We start from the raw sequence: 19,481 nt of genomic DNA, 5'->3' as shown, positions 1-19,481 counted from the left end.
TTGCGTCGCGCACTGTCGGTTGTTGCGAGGCGCAGGCGCCGTCCAGGGAGATCGTGCAGCCGCCGGCGCCGCCGAAGGAGCGAGGTCTCTACCCTCCCCTGGAGAGGGTCGTTCGCGCGAAGCGCGAGCGGGGTGGGGAGACCTCTCAACACGGGTAGTGTTCAACGCGGAGAGACCGTCACGCCACCTCGGTCCGCATTCCGCTTCGCTGCATGCGAACCGATCCTCGCCCTCCAGGGGAGGATGGGGACCGCACGTGTGGCAACCATCGGCACGGCAGGCGATGATGGAATATTACCAGTGTTTTGCCCGACGGAGCAAGTCGTTTCGGTAAGACCGAAATTCCTCAACCCTTTCAACCCCACCTCTACTGTGCATGGGGTTGTTTTTCACTTTTTTAGTCTTGGGAAGCGAAGGCGGGCCTACCCCGCCCCCGCGCGCTTCTTCTGCCAGACGAGATGCACGGCGCAGGTGCAGCCGGGCGGATGCGAGGCGAGGTCCTTCGACGTCTCGTCGTTCGCGGGCGTTGCCACGAAGGCCTTGTCGGTCTGCTGCGACGGGATGTAGTTCAGCACCGGCGCGAGCCAGCGCTCGGTCTCGGCCACCGTCATGCCCTTGCGCGCGGCATAGTCCTCGACCTGGTCACGCTCGATCTTGCCGACGCCGAAATAATAGCTCTCGGGGTTCGCGAAATAGAGCCCGGACACGGAAGAGCCCGGCCACATCGCAAAGCTCTCGGTCAGCTTCACGCCGGCAGTCGCCTCCGCATCGAGCAGCTCGAACAGCGTCGCCTTCTCGGTGTGATCGGGCTGCGCGGGATAGCCCGGCGCTGGACGGATGCCCTGGTACTTCTCGAGGATAAGATCGTCGCAGGAGAGTGCTTCGTCCGGCGCGTAGGCCCAGAACTCGCGGCGCGCGCGGGCGTGCATGCGTTCCGCAAAGGCCTCGGCGAGACGATCGGCCAAGGCCTTGCACAGGATCGAGGAGTAGTCGTCATTGGCCATCTTGAAGCGGTCGGCGACCACGTCCTCGCCGATGCCGGCCGTGACGACGAAGCCGCCGACATAGTCGGGGACGCCGGCGGGCGCGACGAAGTCGGCGAGCGCGGCGTTGAACCGGCCCTCGCGCTTCTCGAGCTGCTGGCGCAGCGTGTGCAGCGTCGCGATCTGCTTGGTCCGGCTTTCGTCGGCATAGAGCACGATGTCGTCACCTTGAGCGTTCGCCGGCCAGAAGCCGACGGTGGCGCGCGCCCGGAACCATTTTTCCCTGACGATCAGGTCGAGCATTTTCCGCGCATCGTCATAGAGCGAGCGCGCGACCTCGCCGACCTTGGAATCGTCGAGGATGGCGGGGAAGCGGCCGGCGAGCTCCCAGGTCTGGAAGAACGGCGTCCAGTCGATATAGGGCACGAGCTCGGCGAGATCGTATTCGTCAAAGCTGCGGATGCCCAAGAAGGTCGGCTTCACCGGCTTGTTCTTGGCAAAGTCGACCGGCACGCGGTTGGCGCGCGCGGTCGCGAGCTTCAGGCGCTTCTTGTCCGCCTGCGCGCGCAGATGCGCGTCCGAGATTTTTGCGTATTCGGCACGTACTTCGGCGGCATAAGCCTCGCGCTTCTCCGGCGAGAGCAGCGAGGAGGCGACGCCGACGGCGCGGCTGGCGTCGTTGACGTGGACGACGGGACCGGCGCGATAGCTCGGGTCGATCTTGACCGCCGTGTGCACACGGCTCGTGGTGGCGCCGCCGATCAAGAGCGGCAGCTTCAAACCTTCGCGCTGCAATTCGCCGGCGAAGAACGCCATCTCGTCGAGGGAGGGCGTGATCAGGCCTGATAGCCCGACGATGTCGGCCTTCTCCGCCTTCACGGTCTCGACGATCTTGGCTGCCGGCACCATCACGCCGAGGTCGATGACCTCGAAATTGTTGCACTGGAGCACGATGCCGACGATGTTCTTGCCGATGTCGTGGACGTCGCCCTTGACGGTCGCGAGCACGATCTTGCCGGCGGAAGATGAACCTTCGGTGCCGATGCCGTTGGCGAGGTTGCGCGCCTTCTCTTCCTCCATGAACGGCATCAGCCACGCCACCGCCTGCTTCATCACGCGGGCGGACTTCACCACCTGCGGCAGGAACATCTTGCCGTCGCCGAAGAGGTCGCCGACCACGTTCATGCCGGCCATCAGCGGGCCCTCGATCACGTCGAGCGGACGCTTGGATGCCTTGCGGGCCTCCTCGGTGTCCACTTCGATGAACTCGGTGATCCCATGCACCAGCGAATGCGACAGCCGCTTCGCCACCGGCCATTCGCGCCAGGCGAGATCGGCTTCCTTGGTCTGGGTCTTGTTGCCGCGGAATTTCTCCGCAAGCGCCAGCAGGCGCTCGGACGCGCCGGGGTCGCGATTGAGGATGACGTCCTCGCACACCTGGCGCAGCTCGGCATCGATGTCGTCATAGACGATCATCTGTCCGGCATTGACGATGCCCATGTCCATTCCCGCCTTGATGGCGTGATACAGGAACACCGAGTGCATGGCTTCGCGCACCGGCTCGTTGCCGCGGAACGAGAACGACAGATTGGAGACGCCGCCGGAAATATGCGCGTGCGGCAGGTTCTGGCGGATCCAGCGCGTCGCCTCGATGAAGTCGACGCCGTAATTGTTGTGCTCCTCGATGCCGGTCGCGATCGCGAAAATGTTCGGATCGAAGATGATGTCCTCCGGCGGGAAGCCGACGCGGTCCACCAGGATGTCATAGGCGCGCTTGCAGATCTCGGTCTTGCGCGCGAACGTATCGGCCTGGCCGACCTCGTCGAACGCCATCACCACCACGGCTGCGCCATGGCGCCGGGCGATCTTCGCCTCGTGAATGAACTTCTCCTCGCCTTCCTTCATCGAGATCGAGTTGACGACCGGCTTGCCCTGCACGCATTTCAGGCCGGCTTCGATCACCGAGAATTTCGAGGAGTCGACCATCACGGGGACGCGGGCGATGTCGGGCTCGGCGGCGACGAGGTTGAGGAAGGTCACCATCGCGGCTTCCGAATCCAGAAGCCCCTCGTCCATGTTGACGTCGATGATCTGCGCGCCGTTCTCGACCTGGTCGCGAGCGACCTGCAGCGCGGCAGTGTAGTCGCCGGCGGTGATCAGCTTGCGGAAGCGGGCGGAGCCGGTGACGTTGGTGCGCTCGCCGACGTTCACGAACGGGATGGCGTCCGTCAGGATGAACGGCTCGAGGCCGGAGAGCCTTAAGCGAGGTTCGATTTCCGGCACAATGCGCGGCTTGTGCGGGGCGACGGCCGCCGCGATCGCTGCGATATGGTCCGGCGTGGTGCCGCAGCAGCCGCCGACGATGTTGACCAGACCGTCGCGCGCGAACTCGCCGACCAGGCGCGCCATGTATTCCGGGGTCTCGTCGTACTGGCCGAATTCGTTGGGCAGGCCGGCGTTCGGATAGGCACACACCAGCGTGTCGGCGACGCGGCCGATGTCGGCGATGTGGGCGCGCAGATCTTCCGCGCCGAGCGCGCAGTTGAAGCCGATGGTGACGGGTTTTGCGTGCCGCACCGAATTCCAGAACGCTTCCGGCATCTGGCCGGAGAGGAGGCGGCCGGATTTGTCGGTGATGGTGCCCGACACCATCACGGGCACGTCGATGCCGCGCTCTTCGGTGATTTCCGCGATCGCATAGAGCGCCGCCTTGGCGTTCAGCGTGTCGAAGATGGTCTCGACCAGCAGCAGATCGACACCGCCGTCGAGCATGCCGTTGATCTGCTCGCCATAGGATTTGCGCAAATCGTCGAACGTGACGGCCCGGTAGCCGGGATTGGAAACGTCGGGCGAGATCGAGGCGGTGCGGTTGGTCGGGCCGATGGCCCCCGCAACGAAGCGCGGCTTGCCGTCCTCGGCCTCGATGCGACGAGCGGCATTGCCGGCGAGGCGGGCGCCTTCGCGCGCCATCTCGTAGACGATGTCGGTGAGGTCGTAATCGGCCTGCGCGATCGAGGTCGTCGAGAAAGTGTTGGTCGCGACGATGTCGGCGCCGGCGCGCAAATAGGCGGCGTGGATGTCCTCGATCGCCTGCGGCTGGGTCAGGATCAACAGATCGTTGTTGCCGCGCAGGTCGCGATGGAAATCCTTGAAGCGCTCGCCGCGGAAGGCGGCCTCGTCGAACTGGAGGTTCTGGATCATCGTGCCCATGGCGCCGTCGAGCACGAGGATGCGCTCGCGGGCGGCATTGAGCAGGGCAGTTCGCTTGGGAGAAACGGGAGTGGTCATTTTATCTTAAGCCGCCTTCTGCGCGCTCTTGGCGCGGATGCCGAGCAAATGGCTGATCGCGAACACGAGATCGGCGCGGTTCATGGTGTAGAAATGGAAGGTGTCGACGCCGCGCTTCGCCAGCTTCTGCACCTGGCCGGCGGCAACGGTCGCGGCCACCAGCTTGCGGGTCTCGGCGTCGTCGTCGAGGCCGTCGAATTTCTCCGCCAGCCAATCCGGCACGGAGGTGCCGGCGCGGGTGACGAAATTGCGGGCCTGCTTGAAATTGTGCATGGGCATGATGCCGGGCACGATCGGGATGTCGATGCCTCGGGCACGGACGCGGTCGAGGTAGCGGAAGTAGAGGTCGTTATCGAAGAACACCTGCGTGATCGCGCGCGTCGCACCCGCATCGACCTTGGCCTTCAGCGTGTCGATGTCGGCGTCGAAGTCGCGCGCTTCAGGGTGCTTCTCGGGATAGGCGGATACGGACACTTCGATGTCGCCGTGCCGCTTCTTGATGCCCGCAACGAGGTCGGCGGAACTCTGGTAGCCGTCGGGATGGCTGGAATAGGGCGTGCCGATGCCGCCGGCGGGATCGCCGCGCAGGCCGACGATGTGGCGGACGCCGACCTCGTGATAGCGATCGACGATCTCGTCGATCTCCCCGCGCGAGGCGCCGACGCAGGTCAAATGCGCGGCCGGCAGCAGCGCGGTCTCCTTGAGGATGCGGGTGATGGTCGAATGGGTGCGCTCGCGGGTCGAGCCGCCGGCCCCATAGGTCACGGAGACGAATTTCGGGTCGAGCGGAGCGAGCCGGTTGATGGTCTCCCAGAGATTGCGCTCCATCTCTTCCGTCTTGGGCGGAAAGAACTCGAAGGAGATTGCAGGCCGCTTCGAGGTGAGGTGCCCGTTTTGGAGGTGCCCGTCTTGCCCTTCGGCTCGGGCAGGCGTCGTCAGATCAGTCATGGCACCACTCACTCCAGGGGCTCGTCCGGCTTTCGGCGGCCGGCAGTCAGGTCTCGATTGGATGCGGGCAAGATAAGCCAAAGCGGTCGCACTCGACAGCCCATCGGTGATGGGAAGTCGCCCACTTTCACCGGTAACGGTGGAAATATTGAACGGATGAGGGTGCGAGTGGGAAGTGCGCGGATATGACAAAATGTTATATAAATCAACAAATTGCAACGGTTTTGGCGGCGGGCGGGAGCAAATAGGGGGTGTGGGCAGTGTGAAGATGGTGTTGCCGCGACAAATCTCGTCCCATCGCCTCAACTGGCGCTGCCGTGCGGGTTCGCGGCCCGCACACGCCAGACCTGCGCAGTCTGCCCATTGCCGCCGCGCCGGCCTTCACTACCTTAGCGCGCCATGATCCCGCTCTCAGTCCTCGACCTCTCCGTCGTCACCACAGGTACAAGACCCGCCGCGGCGCTGCGCAACAGCATCGATCTGGCGCGCCATGTCGATGGGCTTGGCTATGTCCGCTACTGGCTCGCCGAGCATCACAACCTCGCCTCGGTGGCGAGCCCGGCGCCCGACGTGATGATCGGGCAGATCGCGGCGGTGACGAAGCACATCCGCGTCGGCTCCGGCGGGGTGATGCTGCCCAACCACGCCCCGCTCGTGGTGGCCGAGCGCTTCAAGATGCTGGAGGCGCTGTTTCCCGGCCGCATCGATCTCGGTCTCGGCCGCGCCCCCGGTACCGACGGCGCCACGGCCTACGCCCTGCGCAGCCGTCTCGACCGCCGCGAGGGCGACGACTTCCTGGAGCGGCTGCACGAACTGATTCTGTGGGAGACCCGCGAATTTCCCGCAGGGCACCCCTACAACAACGTCGTCGCGATGCCCGACGACACCAAGCTGCCGCCGATCTGGCTGCTCGGCTCCAGCGACTATTCCTCGGAGCTCGCTGCGCAAGTCGGCATGGGTTTCGCCTTCGCCCATCACTTCGCGTCCCATGACGCGATCGATGCGATGGTGCATTACCGCAACCGTTTCCAGCCCTCGGCCTGGAGCGCGAGCCCGCGCGCGATCCTCGCGGTCGCCGTGATCGCGGCCGACACGGATGAGGAGGCCGAAAAGCTCGCCACCTCGTTCGATCTCAACCGCCTGCGCCGCGACCGCGGGCAATATCTGCCGCTGCCGAGTGTCGAGGAGGCGCTGGCCTATCCCTATACGGACGCCGAGCGCATTTCGATCTCGCGCAACCGTTCACGCCTCTTCGTTGGCAATCCGGCGACGGTGCAGAAGAAGCTGCAGCCGTTGATCGATGCGAGCAAACCGGACGAGTTGATGGTGATTACGGCCGTGTACGATCACGACGCGCGTAAGAAGTCGTATTCGCTGCTGGCCGAGGCGTTCGGACTGAAAGCGGCCGCGTAAAGCTCTCGTGCCCCGGACGCGGCGCAGCGCGAAGCGGTGCGCTGCAGAGCCGGGGCCCATCGCGCTCCGGGTATCGCCGCCCCTGGATCCCGGCTCGCGCTTCGCGCGTCCGGGACACGCAATCAATCCTGTTGCGTTTCGCTGAACGTCGCGCGGAAGGGGTGTCCCGGATACACGCCGACGATGCGGAATTCGCGCGAGAAGAATTTCAGCTCCTCGATCGCGAACGCCAGTCCCTTGTCTTCAGGGTGGCCGTCGACGTCGGCATAAAACTGTGTGGCGAAGAAATTGCCGTCGACCATGTAGCTTTCGAGCTTGGTCATGTTGACGCCGTTGGTGGCAAAGCCGCCGAGCGCCTTGTAGAGCGCAGCGGGCAAGTTGCGCACACGAAATACAAAAGTCGTGACCAGCGGCCCCGAGCCCTGCGCCGCCCATTTCGGCTCGCGCGCCAGCACCACGAAGCGCGTGGTGTTGTGCGCCTCGTCCTCGATGTCCTCGGCCAGGATGTCGAGGCCGTAGATCTTTGCCGCAAGCCGCGAGGCGATCGCGGCGACGGCCTTGTCGTTGCGCTCGGAGATGTCGCGGGCGCTGCCGGCGGTGTCGGCGTGCACGATCGGCTTGATGCCGAGCTTGCGGATGATGCGCCGGCACTGGCCGAGCGCATGCACGTGGCTCTCGACGCTCTTGATGTCCTCGAGCTTCGTCCCCTTCACCGCCATCAGCTGATGGCGGACCGGTAGAAACCATTCGCCGATGATGAAGAGGCCGGAGGCCGGCAGCAGATGATGGATGTCGGCGACGCGCCCCGCGACCGAATTCTCGATCGGGATCATGCCGAGATCGGCCTCGCCCGACGAGATCGCCGACAGCGCGTCCTCGAAGGTGGCGCAGGGCATCGGCTCGGCGTCGGGATAGGCCTCGACGATGGCGATGTGGGAATTTGCCCCAGGTTCGCCCTGGAATGCGATTTTCAGCTTGCTCATGATCGGCCTTGTAACAGCGGCTCAGGATTTGGAAAGGATGCTGCGCGCGGTCTCGAGGTCCGCCGGCGTATCGACCCCGCGGGGCACGGTATCGACGATGGTGAAGTCGATCCGCATCCCGGCCTCCAGCGCCCGGAGCTGCTCGAGCTTCTCCTGCAATTCCAGCGGGGACGGCGGCAGTGAGACGTAGCGCTCCAGCGCGGCGCGGCGATAGGCGTAGAGGCCGATATGGTGGTAGCGCGGTCCGTCGCCGGTCGGCGCGGTCGCGCGGGTGAAATAAAGCGCGCGCATGCGCCGGCCGCCGAGCGAGGTTCCGATCGCCTTCACGACGCTCGGCGCGAGGTCCTCCTCCTGGGTGTGGATCTGCGAGGCCAGCGTCGCGATGTCCACGGCCGGATCTTGCAGCGGCGGCAGCACCTCGCGGATGTTGTCGATCGTGATGGTCGGGAAATCGCCCTGGAGATTGACCACGATCTCGGCCTTGCCTGAGGGATCGAGCTTCTGCATCGCCTCGTGGATGCGGTCCGAGCCAGAGGGGTGCTCCGGGCGGGTCATCACGGCTTCGCCGCCATGGGCGGTGACCACGGAGGCGATCTCGTCCGTATCGGTCGCGACCGCGACCCGGCCGATGCCGGCGGCCTCTGCCCGCCGCATCACATGCACGATCATCGGCAGGCCCGCGATGTCTGCGAGCGGCTTGCCGGGCAGGCGGGTGGCGGCCATGCGGGCCGGGATCAGCACCAGGATGCGGGGATCGATCATCGGGTCAAGGGCCTGGAAACGAGAGGTTTTCCGCGTCGAGAAATGGGGTGGGGACGGGCTGAAAGCCGGGTCGCTTATACGGGTTGCCAGACCCCGGGCAAACCGATATCTCAATGGCAAAACTCGGGGAAACAACAAGGAACGTTTGATTCTCCCGAGGCTCGTCCTGGCGGCCGCTCGGCCGCTATTTCCTTACTGTGGTGTGGGGCCTGGCCGGAAATGGACTCTTTCGAACTCAATAAGATTCTCGGTGCCGTGCTGGGCACCTGTCTCATCCTGCTGGTGACGAGCTTCGCCGCCCAGGCGCTGTTCACGCCGAAGCCGCTCGAGAAGCCGGGTTTCGAGATTGCCGTGAAGGAAGACGCCGGCCACGGCAAGGAAGGTGGCGCCGCTGCTGCGCCCTCCGAGCCGATCGAAAAGCTGCTCCAGACCGCTTCCGTCGAAAAGGGCGCTTCGGCTGCCAAGAAATGCGGCGCCTGCCACACCTTCGAGAAGGGCGGCCCGAATCGCGTCGGTCCGAACCTCTATGGCGTCGTCGGCGAAGCCAGGGGCGAGGGCCGCAACGGCTTCAACTTCTCGGCCGCCATGAAGGCCAAGGGCGGCACCTGGTCGTTCGACGACCTCAACAAGTTCATTGCCAATCCGAAGGGCTTCATCCCGGGCACCGCGATGGGCTTCGCCGGCATCCCGAAGGACTCCGAGCGCGCCGACGTCATCGCCTATCTGAATTCGCTGTCAGAGCATCCTCAGCCGATCCCGACGGCGTCGAAGTAAGGCCGTCAAAAACCGATCTTGAATGTGCGGCCAGGCTGAAAAGCCTGGCCGTTCGCTTATCCGGGCCTCGCGGTGAGTTTATCGGGGCGTTTGGCCGCATCCGACAGGCCGCCGGGACTTCCAACATGAGGAAAAAGCAACATATTCCGTCGAAACCTCGCCTATATTGAGCACTTAAAGGGGTAACCTCCTTCAAGACCAGGAATGTTGATTTGGCCATTACCCGACGCGATCTCCTGCTCACCGGCACTGCCGCCGTAGCGCTCCCCGCCCTCGGTTCCGTAGGGGGCCTTCCCGTCATCGGCACGGCCGCGGCGCAATCCGCCAGTGAGGCGCCCTGGCGCCACGCGCTGTCGCTGTTCGGACAGGTCAAATATCCCGCCGACTTCAAGCGCTTCGATTACGTCAATCCGGAAGCGCCCAAAGGCGGTGTCGCGCGCCAGATCGCCGTCGGCACTTTCGATAATTTCAATATCGTAGTGGCGGGAGTGAAGGGGCAGGTCGCCGGTGCCGTCGCGTTCATCTACGAATCCCTCACGACGACCTCGCTCGACGAAGTCTCGACCGAATACGGCGCGCTGGCCGAGGCCGTCAGCCACCCGGCCGACTTTTCCTTCGTCACCTATCGTTTGCGGCCGCAGGCCAAATGGCATGACGGCAAGCCGGTCACTGCGGACGACGTGATCTTCTCGCTGGATGCCTTCAAGAAGCATCACCCGATGTACTCGGCCTATTACAGCCATGTGGTGAAGGCCGAGAAGGTCGGTGAGCGCGAGGTGAAGTTCGTGTTCGACGCACCGGGCAACCGCGAGCTGCCGCAGATCGTCGGGCAGCTCACGGTTTTGCCGAAGCATTGGTGGGAGGGGACCGACGCGCAAGGCCGCAAGCGCGATGTCTCCGCGACCACGCTCGAAATACCGCTCGGTTCCGGTCCCTACAAGGTCAAGGAATTCGTGGCGGGACGGTCGATCGCGCTGGAGCGCGTCAAGGATTATTGGGGGCGCGATTTCGCCACCAATGTGGGCCGCAACAATTTCGACGAGATGCGCTACGAGTATTTCCGCGATGCCACCGTGGCGATCGAGGCTTTCAAGGCCGATCAGGTGGACTGGCGCACCGAGAACAGTGCGAAGAACTGGGCGACAGCCTACGACTTCCCGGCCGTGACCGAAAAGCGGGTGATCCTCGAGGAGTTCGCCAATCGCAGCTCGGGTGTGATGCAGGCTTTCGTGCCGAACCTGCGCCGCGCCAAATTCAAAGATCCTCGCGTCCGTCGCGCGCTCAACTATGCGTTCGACTTCGAGGAGATGAACAAGCAGATCTTCTACGGTCAGTACAAGCGCGTCAGCAGCTATTTCGACGGTATCGACGAGCTCATGGCGACCGGGTTGCCGCAAGGCAAGGAGCTCGAGATCCTCGAGACCGTTCGCGCCGATGTTCCGCCTGAAGTCTTCACGACGGCCTATACCAATCCGGTCGGCGGCAGTCCGGAAGCCGTGCGCGACAATCTTCGCGAGGCGCTGCGCCTGTTCAAGGAGGCCGGTTACGAGGTGCGCGACCGCAAGCTGGTCGATGTCAAGACCGGTGCGCAGTTCACCCTGGAGCTGCTGAATCAGGATCCGAGCTTCGAGCGGGTCACGCTGTTCTACAAGCCGTCGCTGGAACGACTCGGCATCGCGGTCAGCGTGCGCACGGTCGACCCGACTCAATACGAGAACAGGACTCGGGACTGGGATTTCGACGTCGTCACCAACTCATGGGGCGAGTCGCAGTCGCCGGGCAACGAGCAGCGCGAGTTCTGGTCGTCCAAGACGGCCGACATCGCTGGTTCGCGCAATATTGCCGGCATCAAGAATCCGGCGATTGACAAGCTGATCGAGAGGCTGATCTACGCCACGGGTCGCGACGATCTCGTCGCGGCAACCAAAGCGCTCGACCGCGTGCTGCTGTGGAATAACTACGTCGTTCCGCAATGGACCTATTCGAAGATCCGCACCGCGCGCTGGGATCGCTTCGGCCGACCGGCGGAATTGCCCAAATACGGTCAGTCCGGCTTCCCGTTCATCTGGTGGTACGACGCAGACAAGGCGGCACGGATCGCAAAGAAGTCGTGAAGGACATCCCCCGCATGACGCAGATGTCACGCCGCCATGTGCTGGTCTTGGGTGTCGGTAGCGCCGTCGGCGTGTCCCTCGGCGCACCGCTGCTACATGGCGCGCGCGCATCCGAAGCGGGGACCGAGGCGCACGGCATCTCGGCCTTCGGCGATCTCAAATATGCCGCCGATTTCCACCATTTCGGCTACGTCAATGTCGACGCGCCGAAGGGCGGCGCGTTCTCGCTCATTCCCTCGGTGCGGGCCTACAACCAGTCCTACTTCACGTTCTCTTCGCTCAACGCTTACATCCTGAAGGGCGAAGGTGCGCAGGGTATGGACATGACCTTCGCGCCGTTGATGGCGCGGGCCAATGACGAGCCCGACGCGATGTACGGGCTTGCGGCGAAATCGGTGCGAATCTCGCCGGACAAGCTGACCTACACCTTCACGATACGGCCCGAGGCCCGCTTCCACGACGGCTCCCGGCTCACCGCGCATGACGTCGCCTTCTCGCTCAACACGCTGAAGGAGAAGGGCCATCCGCTGATCGTCGTGCAGCTCCGCGATTTCGTGAAGGCCGAGGCGCTGGACGACGCCACCGTGGCCGTCACCTTCGCGCCGAACCGCGCGCGCGACGTGCCGCTCTATGTCGCAAGCCTGCCGATCTTCTCGAAGGCCTATTATGCCACGCGCGCCTTCGATGAATCGACGCTCGATACGCCGCTGGGCTCCGGCCCGTACAAGGTCGGCAGGTTCGAGGTGAACCGCTATGTCGAATATGAGCGCGTCAAGGACTGGTGGGGCGCCGACCTGCCGGTCTGCCGCGGCAGCTACAATTTCGACACGGTGCGCTACGAATTCTACCGCGACCGCGACGTTGCCTTCGAAGGCTTCACCGGCAAGAACTATCTGTTCCGCGAGGAGCTCACCTCGCGCATCTGGGCCACACGCTATGATTTCCCGGCGATCAAGGACGGCCGGGTCAAGCGCGAGCAGCTGCCGGACGAGACCCCGTCGGGTGCGCAGGGCTGGTTCATCAACATCCGCCGCGACAAGTTCAAGGATCCGCGCGTGCGGGAGGCGCTGACCTACGCCTTCGACTTCGAATGGACCAACAAGTCGATCATGTACGGCGCCTATGCGCGCACGCACTCGCCATTCCAGAACTCCGACATGATGGTATCAGGCCCGCCTTCGCCCGAAGAGCTCGCGCTGCTCGAGCCCTTCCGCGGCAAGGTGCCTGACGAAGTGTTCGGCCAGCCTTTCGTGCCGCCGGTGTCGGACGGATCGGGACAGGACCGCAGCCTGCTGCGCAAGGCGGGCGAGCTGCTCAACGAGGCGGGCTACGTCGTCAAGGATCGCAAGCGGGTGCTGCCCAATGGCGAGCCTTTCACGATCGAGTTCCTGAACGACGAGCAGTCGATCCAGCCGCATCACGGGCCGTACCTGAAGAACCTCGCAACGCTCGGCATCGACGCCACGTTTCGCCTGGTCGATGCCGTGCAGTACCGCGCGCGGCTCGAGGATTTCGATTTCGACATGACGATCCAACGCTTCTCGATGTCGGCGACGCCCGGCGACGCCATGCGGGCGTTCTTCTCCTCCCAGGCGGCCAAGACCAAAGGCTCCTACAATCTCGCCGGCATCTCCGATCCGATCATCGACGCGCTGATCGAGAAGATCATTGCCGCCCAGACCAGGGCGGAGCTGACCACGGCCTGCCGCGCCTTCGATCGCGTGTTCCGGGCCGGGCGCTACTGGGTGCCTCAGTGGTACGCAAACTTTCATCGCGTGGCCTATTGGGACCAGTTCAGCCATCCCGACAAGCCGGCGAAATATGCGCAAGGCGTCGGTGCGCCGGAGAACTGGTGGTTCGATGCCGCCAAGGCGACCAAGCTCGAGCAGGCGAAATAATCATGAGCGCCTATATCGCCCGCCGCATCCTCCTGATGATCCCGACCCTGCTCGGGATCCTCTTCGTCTCCTTCGTCGTCGTGCAATTCGCGCCGGGCGGCCCGGTCGAGCGCGTCATCGCGCAGCTCTCGGGCGCCGACACCGGCGGCAGCTCGCGCATCTCGGGCGGCGGTGATTTCGCTCAGCGCGCGCCCGGTCAGCTGGGCGCTGGTGGCGACGCCATCAATTCGAAATATCGCGGCGCGCAGGGCCTGGACCCTGACTTCATCAAGAAGCTGGAGAAGCAATTCGGCTTCGACAAGCCGGCCCCCGAACGCTTCGCGCTGATGGTGTGGAATTTCGCCCGCTTCGATTTCGGCAACAGCTATTTTCGCGATGTCAGCGTGCTCCAGCTGATCAAGGAAAAGCTCCCGGTCTCGATCTCGCTTGGCATCTGGCTGACGCTCTTGACCTACCTGATCTCGATTCCGCTCGGCATCCGGAAGGCAGTCAAGGACGGAACGCGCTTCGATACCTGGACGTCGAGCGTGCTCGTGCTCGGCTACGCGATTCCCGGCTTCCTGTTCGCGATCCTCCTGATCATCCTGTTCGCCGGGGGCTCGTTCTTCAACTGGTTCCCATTGCGCGGACTGACGTCAGACGGCTGGTCGCAATTTCCCTGGTACTGGAAGATCATCGATTACTTCTGGCATTTGACGCTGCCGCTGATCGCCATGGGGCTCGGCGCGTTCACCACCATGACGTTCCTGACCAAGAACTCGTTTCTGGATGAGATCCGCAAGCAATACGTGATGACCGCGCGCGCAAAGGGCTGCAGCGAGAATCGGGTGCTCTATGGCCACGTCTTCCGCAACGCGATGCTCATCGTGATCGCGGGCTTTCCCAGCACCTTCATTCACGCTTTCTTCTCGGGCTCGCTTCTGATCGAGACCATCTTCTCACTGGATGGGCTCGGACTGCTCAGTTTCGAGAGCGTTCTCAACCGCGACTATCCCGTGGTGTTCGGCACGCTCTTCATCTTTTCGCTTGTCGGCCTCGTGATCAACCTCATCTCTGACCTGACCTACATGTGGATCGATCCGCGGATCGATTTCGAGGCACGGGAGGTCTGATGACACTGACCGCCCCGACCCCGATCGAAACCACCGCAAAGTCGCCGCTCGGCGATGCCGTGCCGATCACACGCAAGCCGTTCGTGCCATCTCCGCTCAACCGGCGGCGCTGGCAGAATTTTAGGGCGAACCGGCGCGGTTACTGGTCGTTCTGGATCTTCATGATCCTGTTCGTGGTGTCGCTGTTTGCCGAGCTGATCGCCAATGACCGGCCATTCCTGATCAAGTACGACGGCCATCTCTACTGGCCGGCCTTCGTCACCTATTCCGAGACGACCTTCGGTGGCGACTTCGAGACGGCGGCCGACTACCGCGATCCCTATTTGCAGAAGCTGATCAAGGACAAGGGTGGCAGCATCGTCTGGCCGCTGATCCGCTATTCCTACGACACCCACAATCTCGACCTGCCGACGCCGGCGCCGTCGCCGCCGACCTGGATGCTGACGGAGGCGCAGTGCAAGCCTGTCGTCGAGAAGAAGGGCCTCAAGAGCTGCCGCGACCTCGAATACAACTGGCTCGGCACCGACGATCAGGGCCGCGACGTGGTTGCGCGCCTGATCTACGGTTTCCGTATCTCGGTGCTGTTCGGCCTGTGCCTGACCATTGTCTCCTCCGTCGTCGGCATCGCGGCCGGCGCGGTGCAGGGCTATTTCGGCGGCTGGGTCGATCTGTTGTTCCAGCGTTTCATCGAGATATGGACTGCGATCCCTTCGCTCTACCTCTTGCTGATCCTCTCGTCGGTGCTCGTGCCTGGCTTCTTCGTGCTGCTCGGCATCCTGCTCCTGTTTTCCTGGGTGTCGCTGGTCGGGCTCGTGCGCGCGGAGTTCCTGCGCGGGCGCAATTTCGAGTACATCCAGGCCGCGCGCGCCCTCGGCGTGTCGAACGCCGTGATCATGTTCAAGCATCTGCTGCCGAACGCGATGGTCGCGACGATGACGTTCCTTCCGTTCATCGTCTCCTCGTCGGTCATGACGCTCACGGCCCTCGATTTCCTCGGCTTCGGGTTGCCGCCCGGCTCGCCGTCGCTCGGCGAACTGCTGTCGCAGGGCAAGTCCAACGTGCAGGCGCCCTGGCTTGGTTTCTCCGGCTTCTTCTCGGTCGCGATCATGCTGTCGCTCTTGATCTTCATCGGCGAAGCCGTGCGCGACGCCTTCGATCCGCGCAAGACGTTCAAGTGAGGGCGTGATGGACGCGATCAACCAGCCCCTGCTTGCCGTCCGCGACCTCTCGGTGGCCTTCCACCAGGGCGGCGCCACCACGCTCGCGGTCGACAAGGTCTCGTTCCAGATCAAGCGCGGCGAATGCGTCGCACTGGTCGGCGAGTCCGGTTCCGGCAAGTCGGTCAGCGCGCTCTCGATCCTGAAGCTCCTGCCCTATCCGAATGCCTCGCATCCCTCGGGCAGCATCCGCTTCAAGGGGCGGGAGCTGATCGACCAGTCCGAGCAGCAGATGCGGGAGATTCGCGGCAGCGATATCTCCATCATCTTCCAGGAACCGATGACCTCGCTCAATCCGTTGCACACGATCGAGGCGCAGATTGGCGAGATCATCCAGCTCCACAATCCGACCAGCAATGCCGAGGCGCGCAAGCGGACGCTGGAACTGCTGACGCAGGTCGGCATTCCCGAGCCTGAAACGCGGCTCAACAGCTATCCGCACCAGCTCTCCGGTGGTCAGCGCCAGCGCGTGATGATCGCGATGGCGCTCGCCAACGAGCCGGACCTCTTGATCGCGGACGAGCCGACCACGGCGCTCGACGTCACCGTGCAGGCGCAGATCCTGACGCTGCTCGCGGAAATTCGCTCACGGCTCGGCATGAGCCTGCTGTTCATCACCCACGATCTCGGCATCGTGCGCCGCATCGCCGACCAAGTCTGTGTCATGAAGGGCGGTGAGATCGTCGAGCAGGGGCCGGTCGAGCAGGTCTTCAGGACCCCGAACCATCCCTATACGCGCGACCTGCTCGCGGCGGAGCCGAAGCCCGATCCGGCGCCGCCGCAGCCGAATGCACCGGTGGTGATGTCCGCCGATGATTTGAAGGTCTGGTTTCCGATCAAGCGCGGCCTGATGCGCAAGACGGTCGGCCACATCAAGGCGGTCGACGGCGTCAGCATTGCCGTACGCAAGGGCGAGACGCTCGGCGTTGTCGGCGAGTCCGGCTCGGGCAAGACCACGCTCGGGCTCGCCCTGATGCGGCTGATTTCCTCGAACGGGCGCATCGTGTTCCTCGGCAAAGATATCCAGGGCCTGCGCTTCAAGGAGATGCGCCCCTTCCGGCGCGACATGCAGATCGTGTTCCAGGATCCGTTCGGCTCGCTCAGCCCGCGCATGTCGGTTGCCGACATCATCGCCGAGGGCCTCACCGTGCACCAGCCAAAGCTGTCGCGCGAGGAGCGTGAGGAGCGCGTCGTCAAGGCACTCGAGGACGTCGGGTTGAAGGCGGACACCCGCTATCGCTATCCGCATGAGTTCTCCGGCGGCCAGCGCCAGCGCATCAGCATCGCGCGCGCGGTGGTGCTGGAGCCGGATTTCGTCGTGCTGGACGAGCCGACCAGCGCACTCGACATGCTGATTCAAGCGCAGATGGTCGACCTCTTGCGGGAACTCCAGCGCAGGCGCGATCTCACCTACATGTTCATCTCGCACGATTTGCGCGTCGTCGCCTCGCTCGCCAGCCATCTCATCGTGATGCGCGGCGGCAAGGTGGTCGAGGAGGGACAGGCCGCCGAACTGTTCAAGAGCCCGAAGACGGATTACACGCGCGCGCTGTTCGCGGCGGCGTTCCGGCTGGAGACGGCGGGGAACGGGTCGGTGGCGACGTAATCTTCGGTAGGATGGGTAGAGCGAAGCGAAACCCATCGCATCGCGGCGCGTGGTGAGAACGATGCGTCTCGCTGCGCTCTACCCAGCCTACGAAGTCGCGCTACAACCGCTTGATCGCGACGATTTCGCTGCCAGCCGCCTTGATCCGCGCGATCGCCGGGTCGGTCGCCTCGATCACGGTTGCCATGTGATGCGCGTTGGCGTGAACCATGGTGCCGCCATCGCGGACGATGGCGACATGGCCCTTCCAGAAAATGAGATCGCCGCGCAGCAAGCTGCTCCGCTCATGCGGCTCCAGCGCGCGGCCGAGCCCTGCCTGCTGCATGTCGCTGTCGCGCGGGCAGCCGATGCCCGCTGCCGTCAGCGAAACCTGCACGAGGCCGGAGCAGTCGATGCCGAGGCTGCTCTTGCCGCCCCAGAGATAGGGCGTGCCGACGAAGCGTTCGGCTGCCGCGACGAAGTCCGGCTCGCGGTGATCGAGCGGGGCGAGATGAGCCTTAGGCAGATATTGTCCGTCGCGCGTCACGGCGAAGCTGCCGTCCTCGCGCGCGACCGCGATCTTCGATCCCATGACGAGTGTGTCTGCCGGCGGCAGCTTGATCGAGGGACCGGGGAAGGCGAATGTCCGGAGCGCGCTCACCTTGTGGGTCGGGGCGGCCGATGGCTTCATCAGCGCTGCATCAGGCAGCCAGCCGACATAACCATCGCCACCAAGCTGGCCCCAGGCCCAGCCTTCGCCGTTGCGATCGTAGACCGTGACGCGTTCGCCGCGCAGCGCCTCCGTCATCAGCATCGCGTTCGACGACGGCTGCTCGCGCACGGGTGCGATCGCCTCGAAGACCTCGAATTCCTCGCCCGTGACGAAGCGGTCGGCTTGCACCTGGCCTTCGAGATATTTTGCGGCGAGGTCGCCGCGCGCCGGTGTCAGCCGCGGATCGTGTCCTGGATCATGCATAGCGCTCGCTCAGCAATGTGTAGATGGCGCGCGCGGCCTGGCATTCGCCGCCTTCGGGCCGCGCCGGCTTCGCCGACGGGGTCCAGCCGTAAATATCCACATGAAGCCAGCTCTTCGCCTGCTCGACGAACCGTTGCAGGAACAGCGCGCAGGTGATCGAGCCGGCAAAGCCGCCGGACGGTGCGTTGGTGATGGTAGCGGTCTTGGAGTCCAGCCACGCATCGTAAGGCGGCCACAGCGGCATGCGCCACAACGGATCGTTCTCCGTCGTCGCGCACCGCGCGACGTCGGCGGCCAGCGTCTCATCATTGGTGTAAAAGGGCGGTAAATCCGGCCCCAGCGCGACGCGCGCCGCGCCGGTCAGCGTGCCCAAATCGATCAGAAGGTCCGGCTTTTCCTCGTCGGCCAGCGCCAGCGCGTCGGCGAGCACGAGCCGGCCCTCCGCGTCGGTGTTGCCGATCTCGACCGTGATGCCCTTGCGCGACGTGAAGATGTCGAGCGGCCGGAAGGCATTGCTGGAGACGGCATTTTCGACCGCCGGAATCAGCACGCGCAAGCGGACCTTGAGCTTCGCATCCATCACCATGCGCGCGAGCGCCAGCACGTTGGCGGCGCCGCCCATGTCCTTCTTCATGATCAGCATGCCGCTCGACGGCTTGAGGTCAAGCCCGCCGGTGTCGAAGCAGACGCCTTTGCCGACCAGCGTCACCTTGGGATGATCAGGATCGCCCCAGCCGATGTCGATCAGCCGCGGCGCGCGGTCCGAGGCCATGCCGACGGCATGGATCAGTGGAAAATTCGTCTTCAGATCCTCGCCGATGGTGCAGGCAAAGCTCGCACCGAATTCCGTGGCGAGCGCTTGCGCGGCCGCAGCGAGCTCTTCCGGGCCCATGTCGTTGGACGGCGTGTTGATGAGGTCGCGCGCCAGCATCGCGGCATCCGCCACGCGATTGATCTCGGCGGCGTCGACGCCATCGGGCGGTACCAGGCGGACGGCGGGGCGGTCAGCCTTGCGGTAGCGGGCGAAGCGGTAGCTGCCGAGTGCAAAGGCGAGCGACGCCAGCCGCGCATCGTGCGGCGCATTGGCAAAGCGATAGATGCCCGGCGGCAGCAGGCCGGGCAGGGCGCCCGGCCGGAACAGGTCGCGTGATCTCGCGCCCTCGTCCTCGAGTCCGAACAGCACCTGCGCGATCGCGCCGTCCGGCGCGGGCAGCGCGAGATAGCCGCCCGGCTTGGCGGCAAAGGCGCTCGCGGTGGCAAACTGGCGCTGCGCCGGCGGCAATTTCTCGGCGACCTGATCCCAGCTCGACTTGGTGACGAAGGTGATCGGGATGGCGGTGGGCGATGTCTCGAAGACAGAAGGCATTGGCGGGTCCGGATCGTCAGATCAAGCAGGTCATGCGAACGGACGAGACTTCGCAGAGTTTC

Annotated in this window: 13 protein-coding genes; 7 read left to right on the top strand and 6 right to left on the bottom strand. The window is 64.3% G+C overall.

Annotated elements, in window-relative coordinates; genetic code table 11:
* Positions 1 to 422: 422 nt before the first annotated feature.
* The gene (gene metH, locus AC1DW2_RS20015) at positions 423 to 4,271 is read right to left on the bottom strand and encodes a methionine synthase (protein WP_477007009.1); all 3,849 of its coding nucleotides are present in this window, start codon (positions 4,269 to 4,271) and stop codon (positions 423 to 425) included.
* A gap of 6 nt (positions 4,272 to 4,277) precedes the next feature.
* Positions 4,278 to 5,219 carry a methylenetetrahydrofolate reductase [NAD(P)H] gene (metF, locus tag AC1DW2_RS20010; RefSeq protein ID WP_063980955.1) on the bottom strand — a complete coding sequence of 314 codons (942 nt, stop codon included), beginning with the start codon at positions 5,217 to 5,219 and terminating at the stop codon, positions 4,278 to 4,280.
* Between the two features lie 399 nt (positions 5,220 to 5,618).
* On the opposite strand from metF, the gene AC1DW2_RS20005 reads away from it, so the two are divergent.
* Complete coding sequence (locus AC1DW2_RS20005) at positions 5,619 to 6,632, top strand: LLM class flavin-dependent oxidoreductase (RefSeq protein WP_063980956.1); 1,014 nt, start codon at positions 5,619 to 5,621, stop codon at positions 6,630 to 6,632.
* 122 nt (positions 6,633 to 6,754) lie between these two features.
* Here the strand turns inward: AC1DW2_RS20005 and AC1DW2_RS20000 are convergent, their stop codons facing one another.
* Both AC1DW2_RS20000 and AC1DW2_RS19995 read right to left on the bottom strand, forming a co-directional pair.
* The gene (locus AC1DW2_RS20000; RefSeq protein WP_014498246.1) at positions 6,755 to 7,615 is read right to left on the bottom strand and encodes a prephenate dehydratase; all 861 of its coding nucleotides are present in this window, start codon (positions 7,613 to 7,615) and stop codon (positions 6,755 to 6,757) included.
* Positions 7,616 to 7,636: 21 nt separating this feature from the next.
* Positions 7,637 to 8,377, bottom strand: coding sequence for a 3-deoxy-manno-octulosonate cytidylyltransferase (locus AC1DW2_RS19995; protein WP_063980957.1), 741 nt, complete (start codon positions 8,375 to 8,377; stop codon positions 7,637 to 7,639).
* 219 nt (positions 8,378 to 8,596) lie between these two features.
* Here AC1DW2_RS19995 and AC1DW2_RS19990 point away from each other — a divergent pair, with 219 nt between their 5' ends.
* The 6 genes from AC1DW2_RS19990 (at position 8,597) to AC1DW2_RS19965 (ending at position 17,098) form a co-directional block, all read left to right on the top strand.
* Positions 8,597 to 9,151 (top strand): c-type cytochrome, encoded by a 555-nt coding sequence (locus AC1DW2_RS19990; RefSeq protein WP_063980958.1) that lies wholly within the window; start codon positions 8,597 to 8,599, stop codon positions 9,149 to 9,151.
* A gap of 212 nt (positions 9,152 to 9,363) precedes the next feature.
* Positions 9,364 to 11,265 (top strand): extracellular solute-binding protein, encoded by a 1,902-nt coding sequence (locus AC1DW2_RS19985; RefSeq protein WP_063980959.1) that lies wholly within the window; start codon positions 9,364 to 9,366, stop codon positions 11,263 to 11,265.
* Positions 11,266 to 11,279: 14 nt separating this feature from the next.
* Positions 11,280 to 13,163, top strand: coding sequence for an extracellular solute-binding protein (locus AC1DW2_RS19980; protein WP_063986075.1), 1,884 nt, complete (start codon positions 11,280 to 11,282; stop codon positions 13,161 to 13,163).
* A gap of 2 nt (positions 13,164 to 13,165) precedes the next feature.
* Positions 13,166 to 14,275: a microcin C ABC transporter permease YejB gene (locus AC1DW2_RS19975; RefSeq protein WP_028148358.1), complete on the top strand. Its 1,110-nt coding sequence runs from the start codon at positions 13,166 to 13,168 to the stop codon at positions 14,273 to 14,275.
* Positions 14,275 to 15,453, top strand: coding sequence for an ABC transporter permease (locus AC1DW2_RS19970; protein ID WP_063980960.1), 1,179 nt, complete (start codon positions 14,275 to 14,277; stop codon positions 15,451 to 15,453). The genes AC1DW2_RS19975 and AC1DW2_RS19970 overlap by 1 nt, the downstream gene beginning before the upstream one ends.
* 7 nt (positions 15,454 to 15,460) lie before the next feature.
* Positions 15,461 to 17,098 carry an ABC transporter ATP-binding protein gene (locus tag AC1DW2_RS19965; RefSeq protein WP_477007008.1) on the top strand — a complete coding sequence of 546 codons (1,638 nt, stop codon included), beginning with the start codon at positions 15,461 to 15,463 and terminating at the stop codon, positions 17,096 to 17,098.
* A gap of 100 nt (positions 17,099 to 17,198) precedes the next feature.
* Here the strand turns inward: AC1DW2_RS19965 and AC1DW2_RS19960 are convergent, their stop codons facing one another.
* On the bottom strand, positions 17,199 to 18,053 hold the full coding sequence (locus AC1DW2_RS19960) for a C40 family peptidase (RefSeq protein WP_477007007.1): 855 nt from the start codon (positions 18,051 to 18,053) through the stop codon (positions 17,199 to 17,201).
* On the bottom strand, positions 18,046 to 19,419 hold the full coding sequence (locus AC1DW2_RS19955) for a leucyl aminopeptidase family protein (protein ID WP_477007006.1): 1,374 nt from the start codon (positions 19,417 to 19,419) through the stop codon (positions 18,046 to 18,048). The genes AC1DW2_RS19960 and AC1DW2_RS19955 overlap by 8 nt, the downstream gene beginning before the upstream one ends.
* Positions 19,420 to 19,481 lie beyond the last annotated feature (62 nt).

The organism is Bradyrhizobium sp. P3_C3 (genome assembly GCF_056402655.1).
The sequence above is the reverse complement of the archived record's forward strand: the minus strand, read 5'-3'. Positions and strand labels throughout refer to the sequence as shown.

Bases quoted from the DNA above. Each gene is read 5' to 3' on its own strand.
- metH (WP_477007009.1), bottom strand. From the start codon at position 4,271: ATGACCACTCCCGTTTCTCCCAAGCGAACTGCCCTGCTCAATGCCGCC.
- metF (WP_063980955.1), bottom strand. From the start codon at position 5,219: ATGACTGATCTGACGACGCCTGCCCGAGCCGAAGGGCAAGACGGGCAC.
- AC1DW2_RS20005 (WP_063980956.1), top strand. From the start codon at position 5,619: ATGATCCCGCTCTCAGTCCTCGACCTCTCCGTCGTCACCACAGGTACA.
- AC1DW2_RS20000 (WP_014498246.1), bottom strand. From the start codon at position 7,615: ATGAGCAAGCTGAAAATCGCATTCCAGGGCGAACCTGGGGCAAATTCC.
- AC1DW2_RS19995 (WP_063980957.1), bottom strand. From the start codon at position 8,377: ATGATCGATCCCCGCATCCTGGTGCTGATCCCGGCCCGCATGGCCGCC.
- AC1DW2_RS19990 (WP_063980958.1), top strand. From the start codon at position 8,597: ATGGACTCTTTCGAACTCAATAAGATTCTCGGTGCCGTGCTGGGCACC.
- AC1DW2_RS19980 (WP_063986075.1), top strand. From the start codon at position 11,280: ATGACGCAGATGTCACGCCGCCATGTGCTGGTCTTGGGTGTCGGTAGC.
- AC1DW2_RS19975 (WP_028148358.1), top strand. From the start codon at position 13,166: ATGAGCGCCTATATCGCCCGCCGCATCCTCCTGATGATCCCGACCCTG.
- AC1DW2_RS19970 (WP_063980960.1), top strand. From the start codon at position 14,275: ATGACACTGACCGCCCCGACCCCGATCGAAACCACCGCAAAGTCGCCG.
- AC1DW2_RS19965 (WP_477007008.1), top strand. From the start codon at position 15,461: ATGGACGCGATCAACCAGCCCCTGCTTGCCGTCCGCGACCTCTCGGTG.
- AC1DW2_RS19960 (WP_477007007.1), bottom strand. From the start codon at position 18,053: ATGCATGATCCAGGACACGATCCGCGGCTGACACCGGCGCGCGGCGAC.
- AC1DW2_RS19955 (WP_477007006.1), bottom strand. From the start codon at position 19,419: ATGCCTTCTGTCTTCGAGACATCGCCCACCGCCATCCCGATCACCTTC.